The sequence below is a fragment of the Amycolatopsis sp. FDAARGOS 1241 genome, assembly GCF_016889705.1.
GTDB lineage: Bacteria > Actinomycetota > Actinomycetes > Mycobacteriales > Pseudonocardiaceae > Amycolatopsis.
In genome coordinates, this window is sequence record NZ_CP069526.1 from 6,805,424 (window position 1) to 6,827,797 (window position 22,374).

Annotated in this window: 20 protein-coding genes and 2 pseudogenes; 13 read left to right on the plus strand and 9 right to left on the minus strand. The window is 72.4% G+C overall.

Annotated elements, in window-relative coordinates:
- Nucleotides 1-352 precede the first annotated feature (352 nt).
- Nucleotides 353-793: a GntR family transcriptional regulator gene (locus I6J71_RS51300; RefSeq protein ID WP_370542240.1), complete on the plus strand. Its 441-nt coding sequence runs from the start codon at nucleotides 353-355 to the stop codon at nucleotides 791-793.
- Between the two features lie 122 nt (nucleotides 794-915).
- Here I6J71_RS51300 and I6J71_RS33210 read toward each other — a convergent pair whose 3' ends face one another.
- From I6J71_RS33210 to I6J71_RS33220, 4 genes and pseudogenes are all read right to left on the minus strand, one after another.
- Nucleotides 916-1,434 carry a VOC family protein gene (locus I6J71_RS33210; protein ID WP_239154065.1) on the minus strand — a complete coding sequence of 173 codons (519 nt, stop codon included), beginning with the start codon at nucleotides 1,432-1,434 and terminating at the stop codon, nucleotides 916-918.
- 342 nt (nucleotides 1,435-1,776) lie between these two features.
- Nucleotides 1,777-1,851 (minus strand): annotated as a pseudogene (locus I6J71_RS51305) (VOC family protein); the annotation flags it as partial.
- Nucleotides 1,852-1,921: 70 nt separating this feature from the next.
- Nucleotides 1,922-2,689 (minus strand): maleylpyruvate isomerase N-terminal domain-containing protein, encoded by a 768-nt coding sequence (locus I6J71_RS33215; RefSeq protein ID WP_204090455.1) that lies wholly within the window; start codon nucleotides 2,687-2,689, stop codon nucleotides 1,922-1,924.
- Nucleotides 2,679-3,143 (minus strand): SAV_6107 family HEPN domain-containing protein, encoded by a 465-nt coding sequence (locus tag I6J71_RS33220; RefSeq protein WP_204090456.1) that lies wholly within the window; start codon nucleotides 3,141-3,143, stop codon nucleotides 2,679-2,681. Before I6J71_RS33220 ends, I6J71_RS33215 begins: the two co-directional genes overlap by 11 nt.
- A 220-nt stretch (nucleotides 3,144-3,363) precedes the next feature.
- Here I6J71_RS33220 and I6J71_RS33225 point away from each other — a divergent pair, with 220 nt between their 5' ends.
- Together I6J71_RS33225 and I6J71_RS33230 are read left to right on the plus strand one after the other, a co-directional pair.
- Nucleotides 3,364-3,888, plus strand: a complete 525-nt coding sequence (locus I6J71_RS33225; protein WP_204090457.1) for a YbaK/EbsC family protein — start codon at nucleotides 3,364-3,366, stop codon at nucleotides 3,886-3,888.
- On the plus strand, nucleotides 3,885-4,457 hold the full coding sequence (locus I6J71_RS33230) for an N-acetyltransferase (protein ID WP_204090458.1): 573 nt from the start codon (nucleotides 3,885-3,887) through the stop codon (nucleotides 4,455-4,457). The genes I6J71_RS33225 and I6J71_RS33230 overlap by 4 nt, the downstream gene beginning before the upstream one ends.
- Here I6J71_RS33230 and I6J71_RS33235 read toward each other — a convergent pair.
- From I6J71_RS33235 to I6J71_RS33245, 3 genes and pseudogenes are all read right to left on the minus strand, one after another.
- Nucleotides 4,396-4,674 (minus strand): annotated as a pseudogene (locus tag I6J71_RS33235) (EamA family transporter); the annotation flags it as partial. The gene I6J71_RS33230 and the pseudogene I6J71_RS33235 overlap by 62 nt on opposite strands.
- A 917-nt stretch (nucleotides 4,675-5,591) precedes the next feature.
- On the minus strand, nucleotides 5,592-7,277 hold the full coding sequence (locus I6J71_RS33240; protein WP_204090459.1) for a DUF885 domain-containing protein: 1,686 nt from the start codon (nucleotides 7,275-7,277) through the stop codon (nucleotides 5,592-5,594).
- A gap of 51 nt (nucleotides 7,278-7,328) precedes the next feature.
- Nucleotides 7,329-8,213 carry a methylenetetrahydrofolate reductase gene (locus I6J71_RS33245; protein ID WP_204090460.1) on the minus strand — a complete coding sequence of 295 codons (885 nt, stop codon included), beginning with the start codon at nucleotides 8,211-8,213 and terminating at the stop codon, nucleotides 7,329-7,331.
- A 102-nt stretch (nucleotides 8,214-8,315) separates the two neighbouring features.
- On the opposite strand from I6J71_RS33245, the gene merB reads away from it, so the two are divergent.
- From merB to I6J71_RS33270, 5 genes are all read left to right on the plus strand, one after another.
- The gene (gene merB, locus I6J71_RS33250) at nucleotides 8,316-8,996 is read left to right on the plus strand and encodes an organomercurial lyase (protein WP_204090461.1); all 681 of its coding nucleotides are present in this window, start codon (nucleotides 8,316-8,318) and stop codon (nucleotides 8,994-8,996) included.
- Between the two features lie 184 nt (nucleotides 8,997-9,180).
- Nucleotides 9,181-10,272 carry a polyprenyl synthetase family protein gene (locus tag I6J71_RS33255; RefSeq protein ID WP_204090462.1) on the plus strand — a complete coding sequence of 364 codons (1,092 nt, stop codon included), beginning with the start codon at nucleotides 9,181-9,183 and terminating at the stop codon, nucleotides 10,270-10,272.
- Nucleotides 10,269-11,747 carry a phytoene desaturase family protein gene (gene crtI, locus I6J71_RS33260; protein WP_204090463.1) on the plus strand — a complete coding sequence of 493 codons (1,479 nt, stop codon included), beginning with the start codon at nucleotides 10,269-10,271 and terminating at the stop codon, nucleotides 11,745-11,747. The genes I6J71_RS33255 and crtI overlap by 4 nt, the downstream gene beginning before the upstream one ends.
- The gene (locus tag I6J71_RS33265; RefSeq protein ID WP_204090464.1) at nucleotides 11,744-12,667 is read left to right on the plus strand and encodes a phytoene/squalene synthase family protein; all 924 of its coding nucleotides are present in this window, start codon (nucleotides 11,744-11,746) and stop codon (nucleotides 12,665-12,667) included. Before crtI ends, I6J71_RS33265 begins: the two co-directional genes overlap by 4 nt.
- Nucleotides 12,668-12,670: 3 nt before the next feature.
- Nucleotides 12,671-13,456 carry an LLM class F420-dependent oxidoreductase gene (locus I6J71_RS33270; protein ID WP_204090465.1) on the plus strand — a complete coding sequence of 262 codons (786 nt, stop codon included), beginning with the start codon at nucleotides 12,671-12,673 and terminating at the stop codon, nucleotides 13,454-13,456.
- A 142-nt stretch (nucleotides 13,457-13,598) separates the two neighbouring features.
- Here I6J71_RS33270 and I6J71_RS33275 read toward each other — a convergent pair whose 3' ends face one another.
- A complete protein-coding gene (locus tag I6J71_RS33275; RefSeq protein WP_204090466.1) occupies nucleotides 13,599-13,967 on the minus strand; it encodes an Rv2175c family DNA-binding protein in 369 nt (122 codons plus the stop codon).
- A 103-nt stretch (nucleotides 13,968-14,070) separates the two neighbouring features.
- Here I6J71_RS33275 and pknB point away from each other — a divergent pair, with 103 nt between their 5' ends.
- The 5 genes from pknB to I6J71_RS33300 all read left to right on the plus strand — a co-directional run bounded on the left by pknB (nucleotide 14,071) and on the right by I6J71_RS33300 (nucleotide 20,776).
- On the plus strand, nucleotides 14,071-16,113 hold the full coding sequence (gene pknB, locus I6J71_RS33280; protein WP_204090467.1) for a Stk1 family PASTA domain-containing Ser/Thr kinase: 2,043 nt from the start codon (nucleotides 14,071-14,073) through the stop codon (nucleotides 16,111-16,113).
- The gene (locus I6J71_RS33285) at nucleotides 16,110-16,319 is read left to right on the plus strand and encodes a hypothetical protein (protein ID WP_204090468.1); all 210 of its coding nucleotides are present in this window, start codon (nucleotides 16,110-16,112) and stop codon (nucleotides 16,317-16,319) included. The genes pknB and I6J71_RS33285 overlap by 4 nt, the downstream gene beginning before the upstream one ends.
- Before the next feature lie 47 nt (nucleotides 16,320-16,366).
- Nucleotides 16,367-17,875, plus strand: coding sequence for a flotillin family protein (locus tag I6J71_RS33290; RefSeq protein WP_204090469.1), 1,509 nt, complete (start codon nucleotides 16,367-16,369; stop codon nucleotides 17,873-17,875).
- Between the two features lie 3 nt (nucleotides 17,876-17,878).
- Complete coding sequence (locus I6J71_RS51310) at nucleotides 17,879-19,327, plus strand: hypothetical protein (protein ID WP_370542007.1); 1,449 nt, start codon at nucleotides 17,879-17,881, stop codon at nucleotides 19,325-19,327.
- Between the two features lie 201 nt (nucleotides 19,328-19,528).
- Complete coding sequence (locus I6J71_RS33300) at nucleotides 19,529-20,776, plus strand: wax ester/triacylglycerol synthase family O-acyltransferase (protein ID WP_239155504.1); 1,248 nt, start codon at nucleotides 19,529-19,531, stop codon at nucleotides 20,774-20,776.
- Nucleotides 20,777-20,780: 4 nt separating this feature from the next.
- On the opposite strand, the gene I6J71_RS33305 is transcribed toward I6J71_RS33300, so the two are convergent.
- Nucleotides 20,781-22,172: a class II 3-deoxy-7-phosphoheptulonate synthase gene (locus I6J71_RS33305; protein WP_204090471.1), complete on the minus strand. Its 1,392-nt coding sequence runs from the start codon at nucleotides 22,170-22,172 to the stop codon at nucleotides 20,781-20,783.
- Nucleotides 22,173-22,374: the final 202 nt, after the last annotated feature.

The following is a 22,374-nucleotide window of genomic DNA, read 5'->3' on the forward strand; positions in this document are numbered from 1 at the left end:
GATCCCGTCGTCAGCACGCCGTACGGGCGGGTGCGTTGCAGCCTCGCGTGACGGCGTCACACGGTTTCTCGGCATCCCGTACGCCGCCGAGCCCTTCGGCTCCGCGACCCGACCTGCCGGTGCCGGTGTGGACTGCACGGAGGCTCGAACGTCACGGTCTCGTCGGCGATGCCGATCTACGACGGCGCAGCCTTCGCGCGGCGCGTGGTCATGTTCGCACTGGCCGCGGTCTCACTAGCGGGCAAGAGCACGTCCGCCGAAGTGACAACATTGCTGGGGCGTCAGGGTTTCCCTCACGCGGGCCGGTAACGGGGCCCCGGGGGAGCTGCATGCCGCGGTGCTCACCGACGCGATGTTCCGGCGGCCGGTGCGCCGGTTGGTCGATTCACGGCGCGGGCCGACGTTGGCGTACGAGTTCGGGTGGCCTTCGCGGCTGCCCGGCGTCGGGGGCGGCACACGGGATCAAGCCCGGGGTTCGTGCTCGGCAGCCTTGGGCTGTCGGCGCTTGAAGGTTCGAAGCCACCGCCGTAGCCGGCTCGCCGGGTGCAGTCGGCGTGGGTTTCCTTTGCGTCCACGGGTGATCCGAGGTGGCCGCGCGACGAGGTGCACGTCTTTCGGGCCTCGCGTACCCAGCGCGCTCGAGCGGCGCACGCCGCGCCGGCAACTCGTCGACAGCCTCCGCGCCGAAATCGCGTCGGAAGAGCTGGGCGCGGGCACCGCACTGGTGGAAAGCGAGCTCAACCAACGGTTCCAGGTCAGCCGCGGGACCGCCCGAGAGGCGCTGCGCGAATAGGGTCTCGTGCTGCAGCAGCCGCGGGATGCCGTTCGCCTCTACCACTGTCGGCGGCCGGGCCGGTCAGTCAACGGTCGATTGTCCGACATCGGACAGCGGCAGGTCGCAGGGGGGGCCGACGGTCAGGCGAACTCGTTGCCCTCGGGATCCACGGCGGGGCCGGGGTGTTCGCCGAGGTGGACGCGCAGCCGGTTGCGCCCGCTCTTCACGTCGGCCGACCTCAGGAACTCGACCGCCGGCCCGTGCCCCGACGGACCGCGCAGCGTGACGACCACCGGATGGCTCGCAGCGACCGGCCACCCGAGGCGGGCTGACCAGAACTCCGCGAGCTCTGCCGGCTCGTTGGCGTCGACCACAAGCGCCGCGAGCGCCCCCGCGCGCGAGTACTCGGGCCGTGGTTCGAGGACGCAGAACTCGTTCCCCTCGGGATCCGCGAGCACCACCCACGGCACGTCACCCTGGCCGACGTCGAGCGGCCGCGCGCCCAGAGTGAGGGCCTGCTCGACGACCTGCCGCTGATGGCGGTCCGTGCGGCTCGCGAGATCGAGGTGCAGCCGGTTCTTGCCTCGCTTCGGCTCCTCCTCGGGAACGAACACGAGGTCGAACTCGCAGCCGTCCCCCGCCGACGGCCGCACGACCACCGCATCCTCGACAGCACCAGCCGGCCGCTGGTCTCCGAGGGCAGAGCTCGACGACTCGAATCCCACGGCGGTGTCCGGTGCGCCGTTCGCGCCTACTTCGCCGGGCCTGGTCGCGCCTTGACCCGCTCCGGTGCCGCCCTGCTTGGCTTCACGCCCGACGAGAGGGTCTCGTCCTCCAGAAGCGGGCATCGACGACTCGGATCCCGTAGCCGGGCCTTGCGCGCCACCGTCGCCATCGGCTGCCGGCTCCTGCGGAGCCGGGCCATTCCCCGTAGTCGCCCGCCCCCGCCTTGCAACGGCGGTGCTCTGCGTTTCCCTTGCCGTGACAAGCTGCCAGCCGAGCAGCGCGGCCCAGAAGCGAGACAGCTCCTGGGGCCGCGCTGCGTCGATGGTCAGGTTCGCCGGGCCGGTGGTCATGGCGGGACCGTAGCGCGCTCCACCGACAGAAACCGCCGGGTGAACCGGGAAAGCTTCCCCACTCTCCGGTTCAGCGGGTGGCCAGCCGTAGCAGGGCCCAGAGCTGGGCTGCCAGGTCGTGGCCGCCGGTGGAGATCACGGCGGTCGGGGCGGCGCGGCCCCACAGCCAGAGGTAGACGTTGGCCGGTTCGCCGCTGACGAGTTCGTCGGCGGCTTCGGCTTCCTCCGGCGAGCAGCGCCACGCCTCCATGCGGTCGGGGCCGGCGCGGGCGATCCAGCTGTGGCCGCCCGTCTGCACGCCGACGGTGCCGAGACGGGTGCCGGCGAGGCCCATGACGGCGAGGCGGTGGCCGAAGTACAGGGTGAGGACCTCGTCGACACCGTCGGTGGCGAGGTCGGCGGGCACGGCCGGGTGGGCGGTGCCCGCGGCGCGCTCGGCGTCGACGCGGTGGACGAGCGTCTCGTGGAGCGTGCGGCGGCGCCAGAAGCCGTAGGTCGGGTCGGCGGGCCACCAGGTGGCGGCGTGGTCGGCGGGGTCGTGGGCGGCGAGTTCGGCGATCACGGCGTCGCGCGCGACGGCGTAGTGGTCGGCCACCGTTTCGTCCTGGCGAGGGCCGCGCTGCCACTGTGCGGGCTTGCGCCCTTCGCGCAGCCAGCCGAGGGTGACTCCGTAGACGCTGCCGACGTGGCGGACCAGCTCGCGCACCGTCCAGCCCGGCGCGGTGGGCACCGGCGCTTCCGCCGACGCCGTGTGCGCCACCTCCCCCAGCACGCGCGCTTCGATCTCCAGCGCTTCGAGCAACCGGCCGTGGTCGACCGGACCGAGCTCACGCGACATTGGCTTCGCCGGAGATGGGCAGTCCGTGGACCACCCGGCGGACGACTTCCAGGAACAACCCCGTGGCGCGCAGGAGTTCGGCGGCCGACTCGGCCGTGACCTTGCCCGTGATGCCGGCTTCGGCGGCCGCGCGCGTGGCCGAGTTGGCCGCGAAGAAGGCAGACCACTCCCGCAGCTCCGGAGCGACGGCGTCGAGCAGCACCCAGCCGCTGGCCGGACGCCCGCGGCCCCGGCGCGGCCGCCCGCGCACGGCGAGCACCGCACCCGCGCCGCGCAGCGCCGCGAGGTACGCCCCGATGAACCGCTCGGCGGGATCGCGTTCGTTTCCGGCATCGGCCAGCCCGCGCTTGGCCTGGGTGAGCAGGGCGGCCGCCGCCGGGTGCACCGGCGGGCGCAGCGACAGGGGCAGCTGCGGCTGCCCGGAATCCGTGGGGGACACGACCGAGACGGACATGACGACCCTCCTCCTGCTCGGGTGAGCCCGGCCGGTGCCCGGCGCCGAGGCGCTTCCCCCGCCCCTCGCCGGGCACCGGCCGGTGAACACTCACCGGATGTCGAACGTCTGTTCGAACGATTTCCAGAGTAACCCCCGGTGCCGCGTTCTCTCAACCCCGCCGGTGGAATCCGGGGACGTGGTGCGGGACACGGTGCGGTCGGCGTGGTCTGATAACGGCATGAGCTCGCTCGACCATCCCGCCGTCGCCAAGGTCACAGCCGCGCTCGCCGAGGCAGGCCGGCGGACCGCAGCCGAAGGCGTCCGCGTCCTGCCCGCCGAGGTCCGCACCGCGGCGCACGCCGCCGAGGCGCTCGGGGTGCCGGTCGGCGCGATCGCCAACAGCCTCGTCTTCCGCGCGCGCACGGCCGCCGGTGAGGAGGTGGCGCTGCTCGCCCTCACCTCCGGCGCGCACCGCGCCGACCCCGTCCGCCTGGCGGAACTCGCCGGCTTCGCCGAGGCGGGCAAGGCCGACGCGGACTTCGTGCGCGAGCACACCGGCCAGCCCATCGGCGGCGTCGCCCCCGTCGGCCACCCGCGGCGGCTGGTCACGCTCGTCGACACCGCGTTGCGCGCGTACGACGAGGTGTGGGCCGCGGCCGGGCACCCGAAGTCGGTGTTCCCCACGACGTTCGACGAGCTCGTCGCCTTGACCGGGGGCACTCCGGGCGCCCTGGCGGCCGGAGGGGAGGATGGGCAGCCGTGACCGCCATGTCCTCCGGAGTTTCCCGGTACGCGCAGCTGTCCGCGGACGAGTTCCGCACGCGCCTGCCCGAAGCGCTGGCCATCTACGTCAAGGCCATGCGCTACCCCGAGGGCACGGCCGAGCAGCGCGCGCCGATGTGGCTCACCCACGCGCTGCGCGAAGGCTGGCGCTGCATCGCCGCCCTCGATGCCGATGACGCGCTGCTCGGCCTCGCCTACGGGTACACGGGCCGCGCGGGGCAGTGGTGGCACGAGCAGGTCCGCCACGGCCTCGCCCGCCGGTCCGGACCTGCCGAGGCGGACCGCTGGCTCAACGATTACTTCGAGCTCACCGAGATCCACGTGCGGCCCGAGAACCAGGGCAAGCAGATCGGCGAGGACCTGCTGCGCCGGCTGCTCGACGGCGTCCCCAACGCCAACGTCCTGCTCTCCACACCCGAAGGCACCAGCCGGGCGTGGAAGCTGTACCGGCGCACCGGGTTCGTCGACGTCTTGCGCGACTACCAGTTCACGGGCGACCCGCGGCCGTTCGCGATCCTCGGCCGACCGCTGCCGCTCGACCTGCGCTAGGTTCGGGCCGCCAGTAGCCGACCGCCAGCGCCACGACCAGCAGGGCCGCGCCGCACCACGCCGGCGTGCTCAGCCGCTCGTGCCGGAACGCGACGGACAGAACGGTCGCCGTGAGCGGCTCCAGCAACGCCGAAAGCGCGCCCAGCACGGGGCGGGCTCCGGCGAGGCCGCGGAAGTACGCGGCGTATGCGAGCGCCGTCGACACGACGCCGAGGTACGGGCTGAGTTGTCCACAACTCGGGTCCCGTGTGGACAACTTGGGCAGAGCGCGGCGGGCAATGCGCCGAGTCGGTTACGGTTCGAGGGTGGGAGCAAAACCAACGTCGGGCAAGGAAAAGCCCTCGGTAGCGGCGAAACTCCCGGGGGCTTCACCAGGCAGAGCCGGCTTCGCTGGGCCTTGCCCGGGCCGGGCGAGCCGGCAAAGGTCAGCCAGGCCAGCTAGGCCGGACAGCCGGGCCACGCCAGCCGCGGCGGGCCGGTCGGGCCAGAAGGTCGAGCCAAGCCAGGCCCACCCACGACCAACTCAGACCCAGCCAAGCTAGAACCGCCGAGCAAGACCCAGCCGAACTCGGCCGGCTGAGCCTGACTCGCACACCACAGCCGACCGGTCAGGCCAGACGGGCCGGATCAACAAGACCGAGTCGAGCGGGCAATCCAGGGACCCAGCCGAACCAGCCACCGCAGCCGCACCGCGCCGACCAGACCAGAAGCCCTAGCCAAGCCAGACCCACCGTCCAAATCAGGCCCAGCCAAGCCAGAACCGCCGAGCAAGACCCAGCCCAACTCGGCCCGCTGAGCCTGACTCGCACACCACAGCCGACCGGTCAGGCCAGACGGGCCGGATCAACAAGACCGAGCCGAGCGGGCAATCCAGGGACCCAGCCGAACCAGCCACCGCAGCCGCACCGAGCCGACCGAACCAAAAGCCCTGAGCAGGCCAGACCCGCTCAAGCCGAACCGACCCAACCCAGGCCCAGGCAAACCAGACGCCAACCGAACCGGGCCGGCCAGTCCGAGCCGAATCGGGCCGGCCAGACCCAACCGAACCCAGCCAGCCAGACGCCAACCGACCCGGACCGGCCAGTCCAGTCGAACCGGGCCGGCCAGACCCAGCCGATCAGGCCGGGCAAAGCCTCACTCGAACTGAGCCAGCTGTTCCCGCAACGTGTCCAGTCCCATCCCACCCATTTCGAGGGCCCGCGTGTGAAACTCCTTGATGTCGAACGAATCCCCCAGCCGCTGCCGGGCGTCGTCGCGGGCGGAGAGCCAGAGGCGTTCGCCGAGTTTGTAGGCGGGGGCCTGGCCGGGCCAGCCGAGGTAGCGGTCGATCTCGTCGCGGACGTGGGCCTGGTCCGTGATGGTGCGCGTCAGCATGAACTCCAGGCCCAGGTCGGGCGTCCACCGCGAGCCTTCGTGGAAACCGGTGCCGGCGGGGATCTGCAGTTCCAGGTGCATGCCGAGGTCGACGACGACGCGGGCGGCGCGGAAGAGCTGCTCCGAAAGCATGCCCAGGAGGTTGCCGTCGTCCGAGAGGTAACCCAGTTCCTGCATGAGGCGCTCGGCGTACAGCGCCCAGCCCTCGCCGTGGGCGGAGATGAACGTCATCAGCCGCTGGTACTTGTTGAGGCGTCCGGCCTGGTTGACGGCCGTCGCGATCTGGAGGTGGTGGCCCGGGACGCCCTCGTGGTACACAGTGGACACTTCGCGCCACGTGGTGAACTCGTCCTTGTCCGCGGGCAGCGACCACCACATCCGGCCCGGGCGGCTGAAGTCCTCGCTCGGCCCGGTGTAGTACGCGCCGACACCGCCGCCCGGCGGGGCGATGCGGCACTCGAGCGCCATGAGCCGGTCGGGGATGTCGAAGTGCTTGCCGCGCAGGGACTGCAGGGCGTCGTCGGAGAGGGCCTGCATCCAGGCCTGGAACTGCGGCCGGCCGTGCACGCGGTAGCGCGGGTCGGCGTCGAGCACGTCGGCGGCTTCGGCGACGGTCGCCCCCGGCCGGATCCGGTTCGCCACCGAACGCATCTCCGCTTCGATGCGCGAGAACTCCTGCCAGCCCCACTCGTAGGCCTCGCGCAGGTCGAGCGACGCACCGATGAAGTAGCGCGACCACAGCTTGTACACGTCCTCGCCGACGGCGTCCTTGGCCGGAGCCTTCGGCGCGAGCTCGGCGCGCAGGAACCCCGCGAACTCCGCGAACGCCTCCTCCGCGGCGCGGGCGCCGGCCCGCAGGTCGTTCGACAGCGCGCCGCCGACGTCGCCGGCGGCGCCGACGAGCCCGCCGAAGAACCCCGGCGCGTCACCGAGGCCCGCCCACGTGTCGCACTGCTCCGCGACCTTGCCGATCTGCCGCAGCGCCGACACGCGGCCCGCGTCGGACGCGGTCAGGAGCGACGCGCGGATCCCCGCGAGCGCCTCGGGCACCTTGCGCAGCCGGGCGGCGACGTTCGCCCACTGCTCGGGGGTCTCCGTCGGCATCAGGTCGAACACCATGCGCAGGTCCTGCACCGGGCTCGCGATCACGTTCAGCGAAGCAACGTCGAGACCTGCGTCGTGGATCTCGGCGTCGAGGCCGACGCGTTCGGTGAACACGGCTTTCGCGACCCGCTCGCCCGCGTCGGCGGGCTCGGTTCCGGCGAGTTCGGCCAGCGCGCGCGTCGCGAGCGCCGCGCGCGCGGCGTGGCCGGTGGGCGAGTAGTCGGTGAGCTGGTCGTCGTACCCCGCGACGCCGAGCATGGTGGCCGCGACCGGGTCGACGGCCGCGTAGTCGTCGACGTACCGGTCGGAGATACCGTGCACGCTCTGTTCGGTTGTTGCCATGGGCCGCACCGTACCGGCCGGAACCCCACCGGCGGTACGGACTTACGCGACTTACGCCCGGGCGGGGACCAGTCCCAGCCGCGTCACGACCTCACGCGTCGCCTTCGACCGGTTGAACGTGTAGAAGTGCAGGTCGGGCACGCCTTCGGCGATGAGCTTCTCGCACAGTTCGGTGACGGCGTCGAGACCGGCCGCGCGGAACGCTTTCGGGTCGTCCGACAGCGGCTCGAGCCGGTCGAGGAGCCGCTGCGACGCGGGCGCCCCAGAGAGCTTGATCGTGGTGTGCAGCGTGCGCAGCGTCGTCAGCGGCATGATCCCGGGCAGCACCAGCGCGTCGCAGCCCGCGGCGGCGACGCGGTCGCGCAACCGCAGGAAGTCCTCGGCCTCGAAGAACAGCTGCGCGATCGCGAAGTCTGCCCCGGCGCGAAACTTTCGCACGAGGTACTTCGTGTCCGACTCCAGGTCCGGCGAACGCGGGTGCCCGTACGGGAACGCCGAGACGCCGACGCAGAAGTCGCCCAGGGAGCGGACGAGCTCGACGAGCTCCTCGGCATAGGTGAGGCCCTGCGGGTGCGGCACCCAGTCGCCGTAGACGTCGCCGGGCGGGTCGCCGCGCAGCGCGAGGATGTTGCGCACGCCGACCGCCGCGTACCAGCCGATCACGTTGCGCAGCTCCGAAACGGAGTGGTCGACCGCCGTCAAGTGCGCCATCGGGCACAGCGTCGTCTCGGTGGCGACGCGGGCGATGCTGCGGATCGTGCCGTCGCGGCTCGAACCGCCCGCGCCGTAGGTGATGGACATGTACGCCGGGTCCAGCGGCTCGAGTTCCCGGACGGCGCGCCAGAGCACAGCCTCGTCGGCTTCGTCCCGGGGTGGGAAGAACTCGATGGAGAACTTGGGCGAGTCCCCCTGCAACCGCTCGATCACGGACTTCATGAAGGGAAATGGTAGTGGGCGAAACCGGACACGGGCAGCCTCGGCGCGTGGCGTTGGCCACGGGTACCGTCGGACGCGGAACCCTCCGCCGAGGAGCCCGCCATGAGCAGCGAAGACGACACTGCCTGGGACGAAGACGTGCGAGTGGCCGTGTACCAGGCCTTCGCCACCCACGGCCGCGCGCCCACGGGCCCTGAGCTGGCCGCTGCGGCCCACGGTTCACTCGCCGTGGCGAAGCAGGCACTGCACCGCCTCGCGGACGACCGCCACCTGGTCCTCGACGAATGCGAGCACGTGGCGCTGGCTCACCCGTTCGCAGCGATCCCGCTGGGGTTTTCAGTGATGGGCGCCCGCACGCTCTGGTGGGGCGGCTGCGCGTGGGATTCGTTCGCGATCCCGCACCTCGTGCCCGCCGAACCGGAGGTGCTGGTGGCCACGCGCTGCCCGGGCTGCACCGCGCCCACGGCGCTCGTCGTGAACCGCTCGGCGCCACCGGCCGGCGCGTATGTTGCCCACTTCCCCGTGCCGACGGCCCGCATGTGGGACGACGTGCGCCACACGTGCTCGGTCCAGCGCCTGTTCTGCGACGAGTCCTGTGTGGACGAATGGGTCGCGCGAAGCGGGATGGCCAAGGGCGCGGTGCTGGACCTGCCCGCACTGTGGCGGCTGGCAGAAGGCTGGTACGCCGGGCGCCTCGAGCACGGCTACCGCCGCCGCGACCCGGCCGAAGCGGCGGAGTACTTCGCGGCGGCCGGGTTGCCGGGCGAGTTCTGGACGGCCTAGCTCCGGCAGCACGCACCCGCCGGGCGTCCGGCCAGCACCGCAGCCGGCCGAGCCGGAGGGCGCGGACCTGCGGTTGCCGTCCTGGCGGCGGGGCGTGGTGGGATCACCCGTACCTGACGTCTCGTTCGCCACATCCGGGGCACCCGGCGGCACCGGGCGGGCGCGGGCCCCGGATGATGGCGGCATGGATGTGCCCGGTTTCGACGACGACCTGCCCGCCCACGTCGAGCGGGCGCTGGCCGCGTTCCTCGGCCGGGCCAGTGACGGGATCGTGCGGACGGAGCCGAGCGTGCGGGCCGGCATCGACGTGCTTTCGGGGTTCGTGCTGAACGGCGGGAAGCGCATCCGGCCGACGTTCGCGTGGTGGGGCTGGCGCGGCGCCGGCGGTGCGGCGTCCGGGGAGCACGCCGAAGGGGCGCTGCAGGTCGTCGCGAGCCTCGAGCTGATCCAGGCGTGCGCGCTGATCCACGACGACCTCATCGACTCCTCCGACTCGCGCCGCGGGTCCCCGACGGTGCACGTGGCGTCGGCGAAGGTGCACGCGGACCACGGGTGGCTGGGCTCTCCCGCCACGTTCGGGCTGGCCACGGCCGTGCTGGTCGGCGACCTCGCGCTGGCGTGGGCCGACGACATGTTCGCCGAGGCCCCGCTGCCGGCCGAGACGCTGGCGCGGGCGCGGCCGGCGTGGCGCGCGATGCGCACGGAGGTCCTCGCCGGGCAGTACCTGGACGTGCGGACGCAGGCCGTCGGCGACGCTTCGCCCGAGGCGGCGCTGCGAATCGACCGGCTGAAGACCGCCGCGTACACCGTGCAGCGCCCGCTGCACCTCGGCGCTGCGCTGGCCGGCGCGGGCGACGAGCTGGTCACCACGCTGCTGGAATTCGGCGGCGACGTCGGCGTGGCCTTCCAGCTGCGCGACGACCTGCTCGGGGTGTTCGGCGACCCGTCCGTGACCGGCAAGCCCGCCGGCGACGACCTGCGCGAGGGCAAGCGCACGCTGCTCGTGGCGCTGGGCCTGCAGCTGGCCGACGAACGCGGCGACCGGACCGCGGCGAAAGTGATCGACGGCGCGATCGGCAAAGCCGACTTGTCCGACACCGCCGTCGACACCGTGCGCGACGCCCTCACGAGCGTCGGCGCGGTCGAGGCCGTCGAGCGGCGCATCGACGAGCTCACCCACTCGGCGATGGCTGCGCTCGACCGCGCGCACCTGGCCGAGCCGGCGCCAGCCGCGCTGGCCGAGCTGGTCGGCAAGGCGACGCGGCGGACCTCGTGACCAAAACCGTCACCGGGCCCACCGACCACGTGGTGGTGGTCGGAGCGGGCCTGGCCGGGCTTTCGGCGACGCTGCACCTGCTCGGCTCGGGCCGGCGCGTCACGCTGCTGGAGCAGGACAAGGTGCCCGGCGGCCGCGCGGGACAGCAGGACTTCGGCGCGAACGCCGTCGACACCGGTGCGAGCGTGCTGACCATGCCCGAACTCGTCGACGAGGCCCTGCACGCCGTCGGCGAGTCGCTCGCGGACACGCTGCAGCTCACAAAGCTCGACCCCGCGTACCACGCCCGGTTCGCCGACGGCAGCACCCTCGCGCTGCGCACCGACGGCGACGCGATGGAGCAGGAGATCCGCGTGTTCGCCGGCCCCGCGGAGGCCGCCGGCTACCGCGCGCTGCGCCGCTGGCTCACCGACCTGTACGCGGTGCAGAAGGACCACTTCATCGGCGCCAACTTCGACACGCCACTCGAGCTGGCGCGCCCCGAGCTCGCGAAGCTCGCCGCGCTGGGCGGGTTCGGCCGGCTCGGCCCGAAGATCGCGCACTTCCTGCGCGACGAACGCGTGCGCCGGCTCTTCTCGTTCCAGGCGCTGTACGCCGGGCTCGACCCGGCGCGGGCGCTCGGCGCGTACGGCGTGATCGCGTACATGGACACCGTCGGCGGTGTCTACTACCCGCATGGCGGCATGGGCGCGATCGCCCGAACCATGGCCGGCGCCGCCGCGAGAGCCGGCGCCGACCTGCGGTTCGGCACCGAGGCGGCGTGGCTGGAGCGGGTGTCGTCGCGCGTGCGCGCGGTCCGCACGCGCACCGGCGAGCGGATCGAGTGCGACGCCGTCGTGCTCGCCACCGAGCTGAGCACGGCCTACCGGCTGCTCGGCGCGCGCCCGAACCGGGTCCTGCCGCTGCGGTACTCGCCCTCGGCCGTGGTGCTGCACGGGCACACCACGAGGTCGTGGGACCAGCTCGGGCACCACACGATCTTCTTCGGCCGCGCCTGGGAGCAGACGTTCACCGAGATCGTGCGCGAGGGCCGCCTGATGAGCGACCCGTCGCTGCTCGTCACCCGCCCGACCGCGACGGAACCGGGCCTCGCGGGCGACGGCGGCGAGATCGTGTCCGTCCTCGCGCCCGCCCCGAACCTGCGCCGCGGGCGCATCGACTGGCCGCGCATCGGCCCCGCCTACCGCGAAGAACTCGTCCGCACGCTGGAAGCGCGCGGGCTCACCGGGTTCGGCGCCGAGTTCACCGTGGACGAACTCGTGACGCCGGCCGGCTGGGCCGCGCGCGGGCTCGCCGCGGGCACGCCGTTCTCGCTCGCCCACACGTTCACGCAGACCGGCCCGTTCCGGCCGGCCAACCTGGTGCGGGCCGCGGGCAACGTGGTGCTCGCCGGCTGCGGCACCACCCCCGGCGTCGGCATCCCGCCGGTGCTGATCTCCGGACGCCTCGCCGCGGAAAGGATCACCGGCCGGTGACAGAACTGGACGCCGCCGGCATCACGGAGCCCGGCCTGCGGGCCGCGTACACCGAGTGCCGTCGCATCAACGCCCACCACGGCCGCACGTTCTTCCTCGCCACCCGCCTGCTGCCGGCGCGCGCCCGGCCGGCGGCGCACGCGCTGTACGGCTTCGCGCGCATGGCCGACGAACTCGTGGACAACCCCGAACCCGGTTCCGATCCGAAGAGCGCGCTCGGCACCGTGGCCGGGATGGTCGACGAGGTCTACGAAGGCGGCACGCCTTCGGACCCCGTTTTGGCGGCGCTCGCGGACACCGTGCGCCGTTATGAGATCCGGCGCGAGCTCGTGGACGCGTTCCTGCACTCGATGCGGATGGACCTCACCGTGACCGAGTACGCGACGTACGCGGATCTCGCCGAGTACGTCCACGGCTCCGCGTGCGTGATCGGGCTGCAGATGCTGCCGGTGTTCGGCACCGTCGTGCCACTGGCGGAAGCGGAACCGAGCGCTGCGGCGCTCGGGGAGGCCTTCCAGCTCACCAATTTCCTGCGCGACGTCGGCGAAGACCTCGACCGCGGGCGCCTGTATCTGCCCACGGAGGAACTCGCGGCGTTCGGTGTCGACCGTGAGCTGCTCGTGGAATCCCGGCGCCGCAACGCCTCCGACCCGCGCGTGCGGCGCGCGCTCGCCGTCGCCGTGGCGCGCGCCCGCGCGGTGTACCGGCGCGCCGAGGCCGGACTTCCCTTGCTGCGCCCCGAATCCCGGCCATGCGTGCGGACCGCGATCACGCTCTACGAAGGAATCCTCGACGAGATCGAGAGACTCGACTACGACGTGCTGAACCGGCGCGCGGTCGTCGGGACGGGCCGCCGGCTGACCGTCGCGCTGCCGCAACTGGCCGCCGTGTGGGCCCGGTCCCGCGTGCGTAGGCTCTGAAGCATGACTGGTTCGACCAAGCGGCTGCGGATCGGGCTTCAGCTCCAGCCGCAGCACGCCGACTACGACAGCATCCGCCGCACCGCCTCCGCCGCCGAAGACCTCGGCGCGGACATCGTGTTCAACTGGGACCACTTCTTCCCGCTCTACGGCGATCCCGACGGTCTGCACTTCGAGTGCTGGACCATGCTCGGTGCCTGGGCGGAGTCGACTTCGCGCGTCGAGATCGGCGCGCTGGTGACGTGCAACAGCTACCGCAACCCCGAACTGCTCGCCGACATGGCCCGCACCGTCGACCACATCTCGGGCGGCCGGCTCATCCTCGGCATCGGGTCGGGCTGGTTCGAGAAGGACTACGACGAGTACGGCTACGAGTTCGGCACCGCGGGCGGGCGCCTCGACGACCTGGCCGAGTCGCTGCCGCGCATCGAATCGCGGCTGGGCAAGCTGAACCCGGCGCCGACGCGCAAGATCCCCGTGCTGATCGGCGGTGGCGGCGAGAAGAAGACCCTCAAGCTCGTGGCGAAGCACGCCGACATCTGGCACGGCTTCGGCGACCCGGAAGTCGTTGAGCGCAAGGTGAAAGTCCTCGACCAGCACTGCGCCGACCTCGGCCGCGACCCGGGCGAAATCGAGCGTTCGGTGGGCGTGCAGGGCGACCCGGATGAGCTCGGCCCGAAGCTCGCCGAGCTGGGTGTGACCACGTTCACCGTCGGCGTCGGCGGCCCGGACCACGACCTCACCGCCTTGAAGAAGTGGCTCGCCTGGCGCGACAAGCAGCAGGGCTGAGCTGCACCGATTCACCGAAGGCCTCCTCGCGCACGCGGGGAGGCCTTCGGTCGTACGGATGTTCGGCGCGATGGACGGAGCACAGCCGCGATCGGCTACCCGGCGTGGTCACGCCGGGCGTGGGGTGGACCGGGCGAAGTGCCTAGAACGCCATCGCCTGGGCGCGCCGCTTGACCTCCGTGCCGTGGCTCGTCCGCAGTGCGTTGACCGGCGTCACGCCCGGCAGGGTCTCGTCCTCGGCGAAGAGCCAGCGCAGCATCTCCGTGCGGCTGAACCCCGAGTCCGCGAGCACCGTGATCGTGCCGGCCAAGCCCTTGACCACCCCGTCCTTGACGAAGAAGTCGTTCGGCACGCACAGCTCGCCGTCCCGTTTCAGCGCGATCAGGTGGCCGTCGCGAAGCATCTGGCGCACCTTGTTGGACGAGATCCCGAGCACGGCCGCCACCTCCGCCAGCGGAAGAACGGCGACCGCGGAGTCGAGGACGTCATCGGCGACAGGTATCCCACTCACACGTGACACTGTGCCACATTCGACCGGTTTCCCCACTGGTACGCACGGGTGACCCACCAGGTCACCTCACCGCCGCAGGCATCAGTCCGTACGATAGCCAGCCGTGACACGCACGCACCCCAGTCTCGTCGGCACGCTGCTCGAACGCCGCTACCGGGTGGACCGGCTGCTGGCCCGGGGCGGGATGTCGGCGGTCTACCGGGGTGTGGACACTCGGCTGGACCGGCAGGTCGCGATCAAGATCATGGATCCCCGCTTCGCCGACGACCGGTCGTTCGTGGACCGGTTCGTGCGCGAAGCGCGGTCGGCAGCGCAGCTGCATCACCCGAACGTGGTAGCCGTGCACGATCAGGGTTTCGACGTCCCCGCGGGCGAGGAAAGCGGGCTCGCGTTCCTCGTGATGGAGCTCGTGGACGGCGGGACGTTGCGCGATCTGCTGGCCGAGCAGGGCCGTCTCGACGTGGCGCTCGCGCTGAGCATCGCCGAGCCCGTTCTGTCGGCCCTGGCGGCCGCGCACGCCGCCGGCCTGGTGCACCGCGACGTGAAGCCGGAGAACGTGCTCATCGGCCGCAGCAGCGGTGCCCTTTCGGGCGGTGTGGTGAAGGTCGGCGACTTCGGCCTGGTCCGCGCCGTCGCCAGCGCGGGCACCACGAGCTCGAGCGTCATCCTCGGCACCGTCGCCTACCTCTCCCCGGAGCAGGTGACGACGGGCGCCGCAGCAGCGCGCGGCGACGTGTACTCAACCGGGATCCTGCTGTACGAGATGCTCACCGGCGCCACGCCCTACACCGGGGACACCCCGCTGTCCGTCGCCTATCGGCACGTGAACGACGACGTGCCGCGCCCGAGCGAGCTGCGCCCGGACCTGCCACCCGCGCTCGACGAGCTGATCCTGCGCGCCACCCGCCGCGACCCCGAGCAACGCCCGGCCGACGCCGGGGCGTTCCTCGCGCAACTGCAGGCCGTGCGCGCGGAGCTGGGCCTGCAGCCCGTGCCGATTCCCGTACCCCCGCCGCCGGACGGCGACCGCATGTCCGACGCCGAGCGCACGATGCCGCGCATCCCGGTGGCCGAGCGGACCATACCCGTCTCGGGGCCGCAGGGCACCCGGGCGCTGACCCGGGCCGTGCCCGTCGGGCCGCCGCCGTCGCCGCCCACCGGCCAGCAGGCCGTGGCCCCGCCGCCACCACCACCGCGGCCGCGTTCGCATGCCCGCACCGAGAACGCGCCGAAGCCCCGCGACCGGCGCAAGATGATCGCACTGGTGGCGCTGGGCGTGCTGGTGCTGGGCGGGCTCATCGGCGCGTTCGCCTTCATCCTCAGCGAATCGGCCCCCACCACGGCGGCCGTGCCCAAGCTCGTGGGCCTGACGCAGGCCGAAGCCGGGGACAAGCTGCGCGCGGCGAGCCTCACGCCGAAGTACACCCAGGAATTCAGCAACACCGTCCCGGCCAACATCGTGGTCGAGGTGGACCCGGCCGAAGGCACGCAGCTGGAGAAGGACGCGACCGTGTCGGTGGTCGTGTCCAAGGGCCGGCCGGTGGTGCCGAACATCCAGGTCGGCACCCCGCTGGCCGACGCGACGAAGGCGGTCCAGGCCCAACAGCTCACCCTTGTCCAGGGCACGCCGGCGTTCAGTGACACGGCGCCGCAGGGCACCGTCGTGAGCGTCAGCCCGGCGGCGGGCACACCGGTGAACATCGGCGGCCAGGTCACCGTGGTCCTGTCGAAGGGCCCGGAACCGCTTCCGCCGGTCCCGGACGTGACGGGCCGGCCGAAGGCCGAGGCGTTCCAGCTGCTGCAGCAGGCCGGATTCCAGCCGGTGGACGGCGGCGAGGAGTTCTCCCAGACGATCCCCGCGGGCGGGGTCACGCGCACCGACCCGCCGGCGAACTCGCCGGGCAGCAAGCAGGTCAGGGTCTTCGTCTCCAACTCCGTGCAGGTGCCCGACGTGCGGTTCAAGCAGTTCGACGAGGCCGAGCAGATCCTCAAGCAGGCCGGGCTCGACGTCGACAAGCAGGGTGGCGGCGGCGGACGCGGCCACGGCGGCGGGGGCGGCTTCAACTTCGTGTTCCAACAGGACCCGCAGCCCGGTTCGCTGGTGCCCAAGGGCACGAAGGTGAAGATCCGGGGCTTCGGCGGATGATCGGCAGCCGCGGTCGCATCACGGGCGCCGTCGGTCCCGGCCTGATCGGTGAGGTGCTGCTCAGCGTGCGCGGCGGAACCGAGGCGTTCTACGCGTACGCGGCCGACCCCGAAGCCCGATTCCCCACCGGGACACAGGTCCTCGTGGTGGATTTCGAACCCCCGCGGACGGTTTACGTCGAACGGTGGCAACCCCTGCGGCCGTAGCTGCGTCGAAGAGGCGCCAACAACCGAAAATCGGGCTGCGAGGGGTTATGGAAATCTGGCTCATCGTCGTGATCGCGGTGGTAGCCGTGATCGTGCTGTTCGGCCTCCTGCGGGTGCTGTACAAGGTCGCGGAGCCGAACGAGGCGCTCATCATCTCGGGGTGGGGGATCCGGGTCGAGCGCACCGAGACCGCCGACAGCCTCGGCTTCAAGATCGTGACCGGCCGAGGGGTCAACGTGATCCCCGGCTTCCAGACCGCGCGGCGGCTCTCGCTCGACACGCGCGGGGTGAACCTGCAGGTCTCGTGCGTGACCAAGCAGGGCCTGCCCGTGACCGTGCGCGCGGTGGTGATCTACAAGGTGGGCGACGACTACGCCTCGATCGCCAACGCCGCCCGCCGGTTCCTGGACCAGCAAAAGGGCATGAACGACACCATCCACGAGCTGTTCTCGGGCCACCTGCGCTCGATCGTGGGCGGGCTGACCATCGAGGAGATGATCCACAACCGCGATGCGCTGACCGGCGAGGTGCGGCAGTCGTCGGCGACCGAGATGATCAAGCTGGGCCTGATCGTCGACTCGCTGCAGATCCAGGAGATCGACGACGAGTCCGGGTACATCCTCAACCTCGGCAAGCCGCACGCCGCGGCCATCGCGTCGGCCGCGCGCATCGCGGAGGCGCAGCGTGACCAGGAGGCCACGCAGGCCGAGCAGGTCGCCGCCGCGCAGAAGGCGGGGGCGATGCGGGAGAGCCAGATCAAGCAGGCGGGCTACCAGGCCGAGGTCGACCAGGCCAAGGCGAAGGCGAGCCAGTCGGGGCCGCTGGCCGAAGCGACCGCGCGCCAGGAGGTCGTGGTCCAGGAGACGCGGGCGGCCGAGCTCGAAGCCGCGCTCGCCGAGCAGCGGCTGCAGTCGCAGGTCCGCAAGCCGGCCGACGCGAAGGCCTACGAGACGCGCACGACGGCCGACGCCGACCGCGACGCGCAGATCGCGCGGGCCCAGGCCGAGGCGAAGGAGACCGAGCTGCGGGCCGCGGCCGACGCGACCCGCGTGAAGACCGCCGCCGAGGCGGAGGCGCAGGCCACGAAGGCCCGCGCGGAGGCGTCGGCGGGGGCCACGCGCGCCACCGGTGAGGCCGAGGCCGCCGCCGCCCAGGCGCGGGGTCTGGCCGAGGCGGAGGCCGCGAAGGCGAAGGGTCTCGCGGACGCCGCGTCGGCTCGGGCGAAGGGTCTCGCCGAGGCCGAGGCGATCAAGGCGCGGGCGGCGGCACTGGCGGAGAACCAGGAAGCTGTGGTAGCACAGCAGCTGGCCGAACGTTGGCCGGAAATCGTCGAGGCCGGCGCCCAGGCGTTCGGTAACGTCGACCACATGGTGGTCCTGAACGGCGCGGACGGGATGTCGGACATGTTCACCAAGGCGTTGTCGCTGGGCGGTACGGGCCTCGGCCTGGCCCGCCAGCTCATGGACGCCATGGGTGGCGGCGCCAAGCCCCCGTCGACCGGTCCGGCCGCTTCGGAGCAGGCGCTGACGAACGGCGACCTGACCCCGCGCGAGTAGCGCATGAGCTTCTTCACGGACGGCCCTCGTGAGAGACCCCTGTTCCCCGCGCGGGAACGGGAGCTCTTCGCGTACGAGGGCCGCCCGTGGATGGGCCCGCCGAGCGACCACATCGTCCCGGCGCTGCTGCCGTGGGCACGCCTGCTCGGCCGTTCCGAACGCACGATCGTGGCGCTGCGGGGCGTCGAGGTCTGGCCGGAGGCCTTGACGCTCCGGCTGGCGGTGTACTCGCGCGACACCCTGGAGGAGGGCTGCGGCGGCTCCCTCATCGACCATCGGCGGATCCCGGACCACAACGCGTTGCTGGTGGGTGTGCTGTACCCGGACGGCAGCCGCGCGAGCTCCGAGTCGATCTCCGTCCCGGCCGCCTCGGAACCCGACCACCCGGTGCTGCGCGCCCACGGCTGTGGTGGCTCCCAGTTCCACCTGGACCACCGTGTCTTCGTGTGGCCGCTGCCCGAGGACGGGCCGTTCACAGTGGTGGTCCAGTGGCTGGAGCGGGAAGTCGCGGAAACCCACACCGAGCTGGACGGCGCGGCCATCCGCGCGGCGGCTCTGGACGCCGGGGAGCTGTGGCCGGGCCTGCCGAAGCGACCGGGCAACGGCGGGGCGTTCCGGAACGTCTCGGCCCCGACGGGTGCCCCGTTCGGCCACCCACCGGCGGCTGAGGACGCGGGTTCGTCGCCGCAGCGAGCTCCCGACGGAGCCTCCCCGCTCCCCCGTCGCGCACCCGCGGAAAGCCCACGGCGGGCCTTCGCGGACCCGCCGGCCGAAGGTGAAGTGCCCCGCAAGCCGCCCAGTGCAGCGTCGCCGCTGCCACACCGCGCGCCGGACGGGCCGGCGCACGAGCCGATGCCACCGACCGGGTGGGTCGCCGAGCGCCCGGCGCAGCGGCTGCCGGGCGAGGACGCCTCTCTGCTCCCCCACAGCGCCCTCGCGGAGGGAATCAGGCCGGACCCGGCAGGCGCTGAGCCACCGGCTGTGATGACGCCCGACCGGGCGCCTGGTGCGAAGTCGCCGTTGCCGCGCAGGACACCGGCGGGTTCGGGGCGGCCGACGTTCGCGCCCGCGAAGGAACCGGCTGAGGATCCGTTCCTGCACGTGTCCCGGTTTGCCGAGGCCCGGTTGGCCCAGCCAGTGCGGTTCGCCGGGGACCAGGCGGCGCGGCCGGTGGCCGAGGCTGACGAGCCGCTGCCGGCAGTGGCCGGAGAACCGCAGGCCCGGACGGAGGGTGCAGGACCGTGGCGAGCCGGCGAGCAGCACTTGCCGCAATCACAGCGGGCTCCCGACGGGCCGTTGCCACAGCCGTCGAGCGCCGGCTCCGAGCCGTTGCCGCAGCCGTCGCGCAGTGGCGAAGGGACGGGGCCACGGCCGGCGTGGCCGGTGGAGTTGCCGCAGCCGTCGCGGGCCGGGAAGGGCGGGCGGAGGCCGAGGCGCAAGGACCGGGCGTGACCCGGGTGAGTGAAACCGCGGGTCGTTAGCACTCGCGAAACACGGCGACCACCCTCCCGTCATGTGCGGGTGGTGTCGTGGGGACCTTCCCGCACGAAAACCCACCGCACGAAAACCCCCGAGGACGGTCGTCGGATGGTTCGCACCCCGCTCAGCTCGCTCGACGTCGCTTTTCTGTGCCTGGAAAGCGAAACCGCGCCGATGCACATGGGTGCGGTACTTTCATTCACTTCTTCCTCTCCGGTGGACGGCGCGGAGATCAAAAAGACCCTGGCCGAGCGCGCGGCGAAAATCCCCCAGCTGCGCCGGAAAACGCGCACCGAATTGTTCCCACCCGGGTCGGCCTCGTGGTCGGACGACCCGGATTTCGTTGCGGCGCAGCACATCCACCACCACGAGCTCACCACGCTCTACGACCCGGACCCGCTGCCGGACTTCGCGTCCCGGTGGATCGCCGAGCCGCTCGACACCGGGCGCCCGCTGTGGGACCTGACGGTGGTGACCGGGCTGGCGCAGGGCGGGTTCGCCGTGCTGCTCAAACTGCACCACGCGCTCACCGACGGCGCGGGCGCGTACGCGGTGACCGTCGGACTGCTCGACGGCCTGACCGTTGCCGGCCGGACCGTGGACCGCGCCACCGGGCCGGCGCCGATCCCGCGCCCTCGGTCGGCTCTGGACACCGTGAAGGACGCGCTGGGCAGCGGGCTCGCGCAGGCGGGGATCGCCACGTCGGTGGTCCGCGCGGCGCGGCCGCCGCTCTCGCCCGTGTCCGCGCCGGCGTCCGCCGAGCGGCGGCTGGGGTTCGTGCGCCTCAGCGGCGGCGACGTGCGCCGCATCCGGCGCGCCCACGGCGGCACGAGCAACGACGTGGTGCTCGCCGTGCTGGCCGGTGCGCTGCGCGACTGGCTGGTCAACCGCGGCAAACGCGCCGACGGGCGCACGTTGCGGGCCCTCGTCCCGGTCAGCGTGCGCGGCCGCTCGGGCGGGCAGGTCGGCGGCAACAAGTTGTCGGGATACCTGTGCGACCTGCCGATCGGCGTCGACGACCCGGTGGAGCGGCTCGGCCTGGTGCGCCGCGCGATGACCCGCAACAAGGCCGCCGGCCCCGCGCGGGGCGCCGGCGCGTTCCCGCTGCTCGCCGACCGCGTGCCGACTTTCCTGCACCGCCTCGGCACCAAGACCGCCGGGCGGGCCGCGCCGCTGCTGTTCGACCTGGTCGTGACCACCGTGCCGCTGCCGCCCGCCCGGCTGACGCTGGCGGGCGCGCCGCTGGCGCAGGTCTACCCGTTCGTACCGCTGGCGCCCAACCACGCGGTGGGCATCGCCGTCGCGACCTACCGCGACGGCGTCCACATCGGACTCCAGGCGAACGCCGAGGCCGTCCCCGACCTCGGCGGCCTGCGCGACGCCGTCGTGAAGTCCGCCGCGGCGCTCCTGAACACCGTGTGAGGGGTCAGCCCCGCAGCATTTCGGCCACGAGGAACGCCAGCTCGAGCGATTGCTGCGTGTTCAGCCGCGGGTCGCAGGCGGTTTCGTAGCGGCCGGAGAGGTCGACGTCGGAGATCTCCTGGGCGCCGCCGAGGCATTCGGTGACGTCTTCACCCGTGAGCTCCACGTGGATACCGCCCGGGTAGGTGCCGAGCTTGTGGTGCACCTCGAAGAAGCCCTGCACCTCGTCGACGATGCGGTCGAAGTGGCGGGTCTTGTAGCCGGTGGACGACTCGTGGGTGTTGCCGTGCATCGGGTCGCACTGCCAGATGACCTTGTGCCCGGACGCCTCGACCTTCTCGACGATCGCCGGCAGCACCTCGCGGACCTTGCTGTTGCCCATGCGCGAGATGAGCGTGAGCCGGCCCTCCTCGTGCCGCGGGTCGAGCCGCTCGACGTACTCCAGCGCCTGCTCGGGCGTGGTCGTCGGGCCGATCTTGAGCCCGATCGGGTTGGCCAGCAGCTCCGCGAACGCGATGTGCGCGCCGTCGAGCTGACGTGTGCGCTCGCCGATCCACAGGAAGTGCGAGGACAGGTTGTACAGCTTCGGGTTGGCCGCGTCGGCGTTGTCCAGCCGCAGCAGGGCGCGCTCGTAGTCGAGCAGCAGCGCTTCGTGGCTGGCGAAGATCTCGGTGGACTGCAGCGACGAGTCGGTGACCCCGCAGGCGTTCATGAACCGCAGGCCGCGGTCGATCTCGGCGGCCAGCGCCTCGTAGCGCTCGCCGGCGGGCGAGGACGACACGAAGTCCTTGTTCCAATCGTGCACCTGGTGCAGGTCGGCCATGCCGGCGCCGGTGAGGGCGCGGACCAGGTTCATCGCGGCACCCGCGTTCGCGTACGCGCGGATCATGCGGCCCGGGTCCGGCACCCGCAGCTCGGGCTTCGGCACCAGCGAGTTGATGATGTCGCCGCGGTAGACCGGCAGGCCCAGCGCGTCGGTGGACGCCGAACGCGGCTTCGCGTACTGGCCGGCGATGCGGCCCATCTTGACCACCGGCAGGCTCGCGCCGTAGGTGAGGACCACGGCCATCTGCAGCAGCGTGCGCAGGTTGGCGCGGATGTGGGGCTCGGTGTTGGACTCGAACGTCTCCGCGCAGTCACCGCCCTGCAGCAGGAAGGCCTCGCCGCGCGCGACCATCGCGAGCTCGTTGTGCAGCCGGTCGATCTCGGCGGGCACGGTGATGGGCGGAACGCTCTCGAGGACACCGCGCACCCGCTTGGCCAGCTCGACGTCGGGCCACTCGGGCTGCTGCGCGGCGGGCAACGCCAGCGCCGCGTCGAGGCGTTCGCGCAGCTCGGGCGGGAGCGGCGGCAGTTCGGGAAGTGTGTCGACGGGAACGTCCACTGTCCAGTTCACGCGACCCAGGATAAGGTTCGCCGCCCCGCACGGCTCCGCGAGGGCGACGCGGGTCACGCGTCGGGGCCGTCCTGGCGGTGAAGCTCCCCCCGTTGTCGTGGCCGCGGCGGCGCGGGGGAACAGCGCGCTCCGGCGCTTCGGCCCACGCGGAGCCCGCATGGTGTCCGCCGAGTTCAGCCGCACGCGGTGAGCTTCTCGAGCG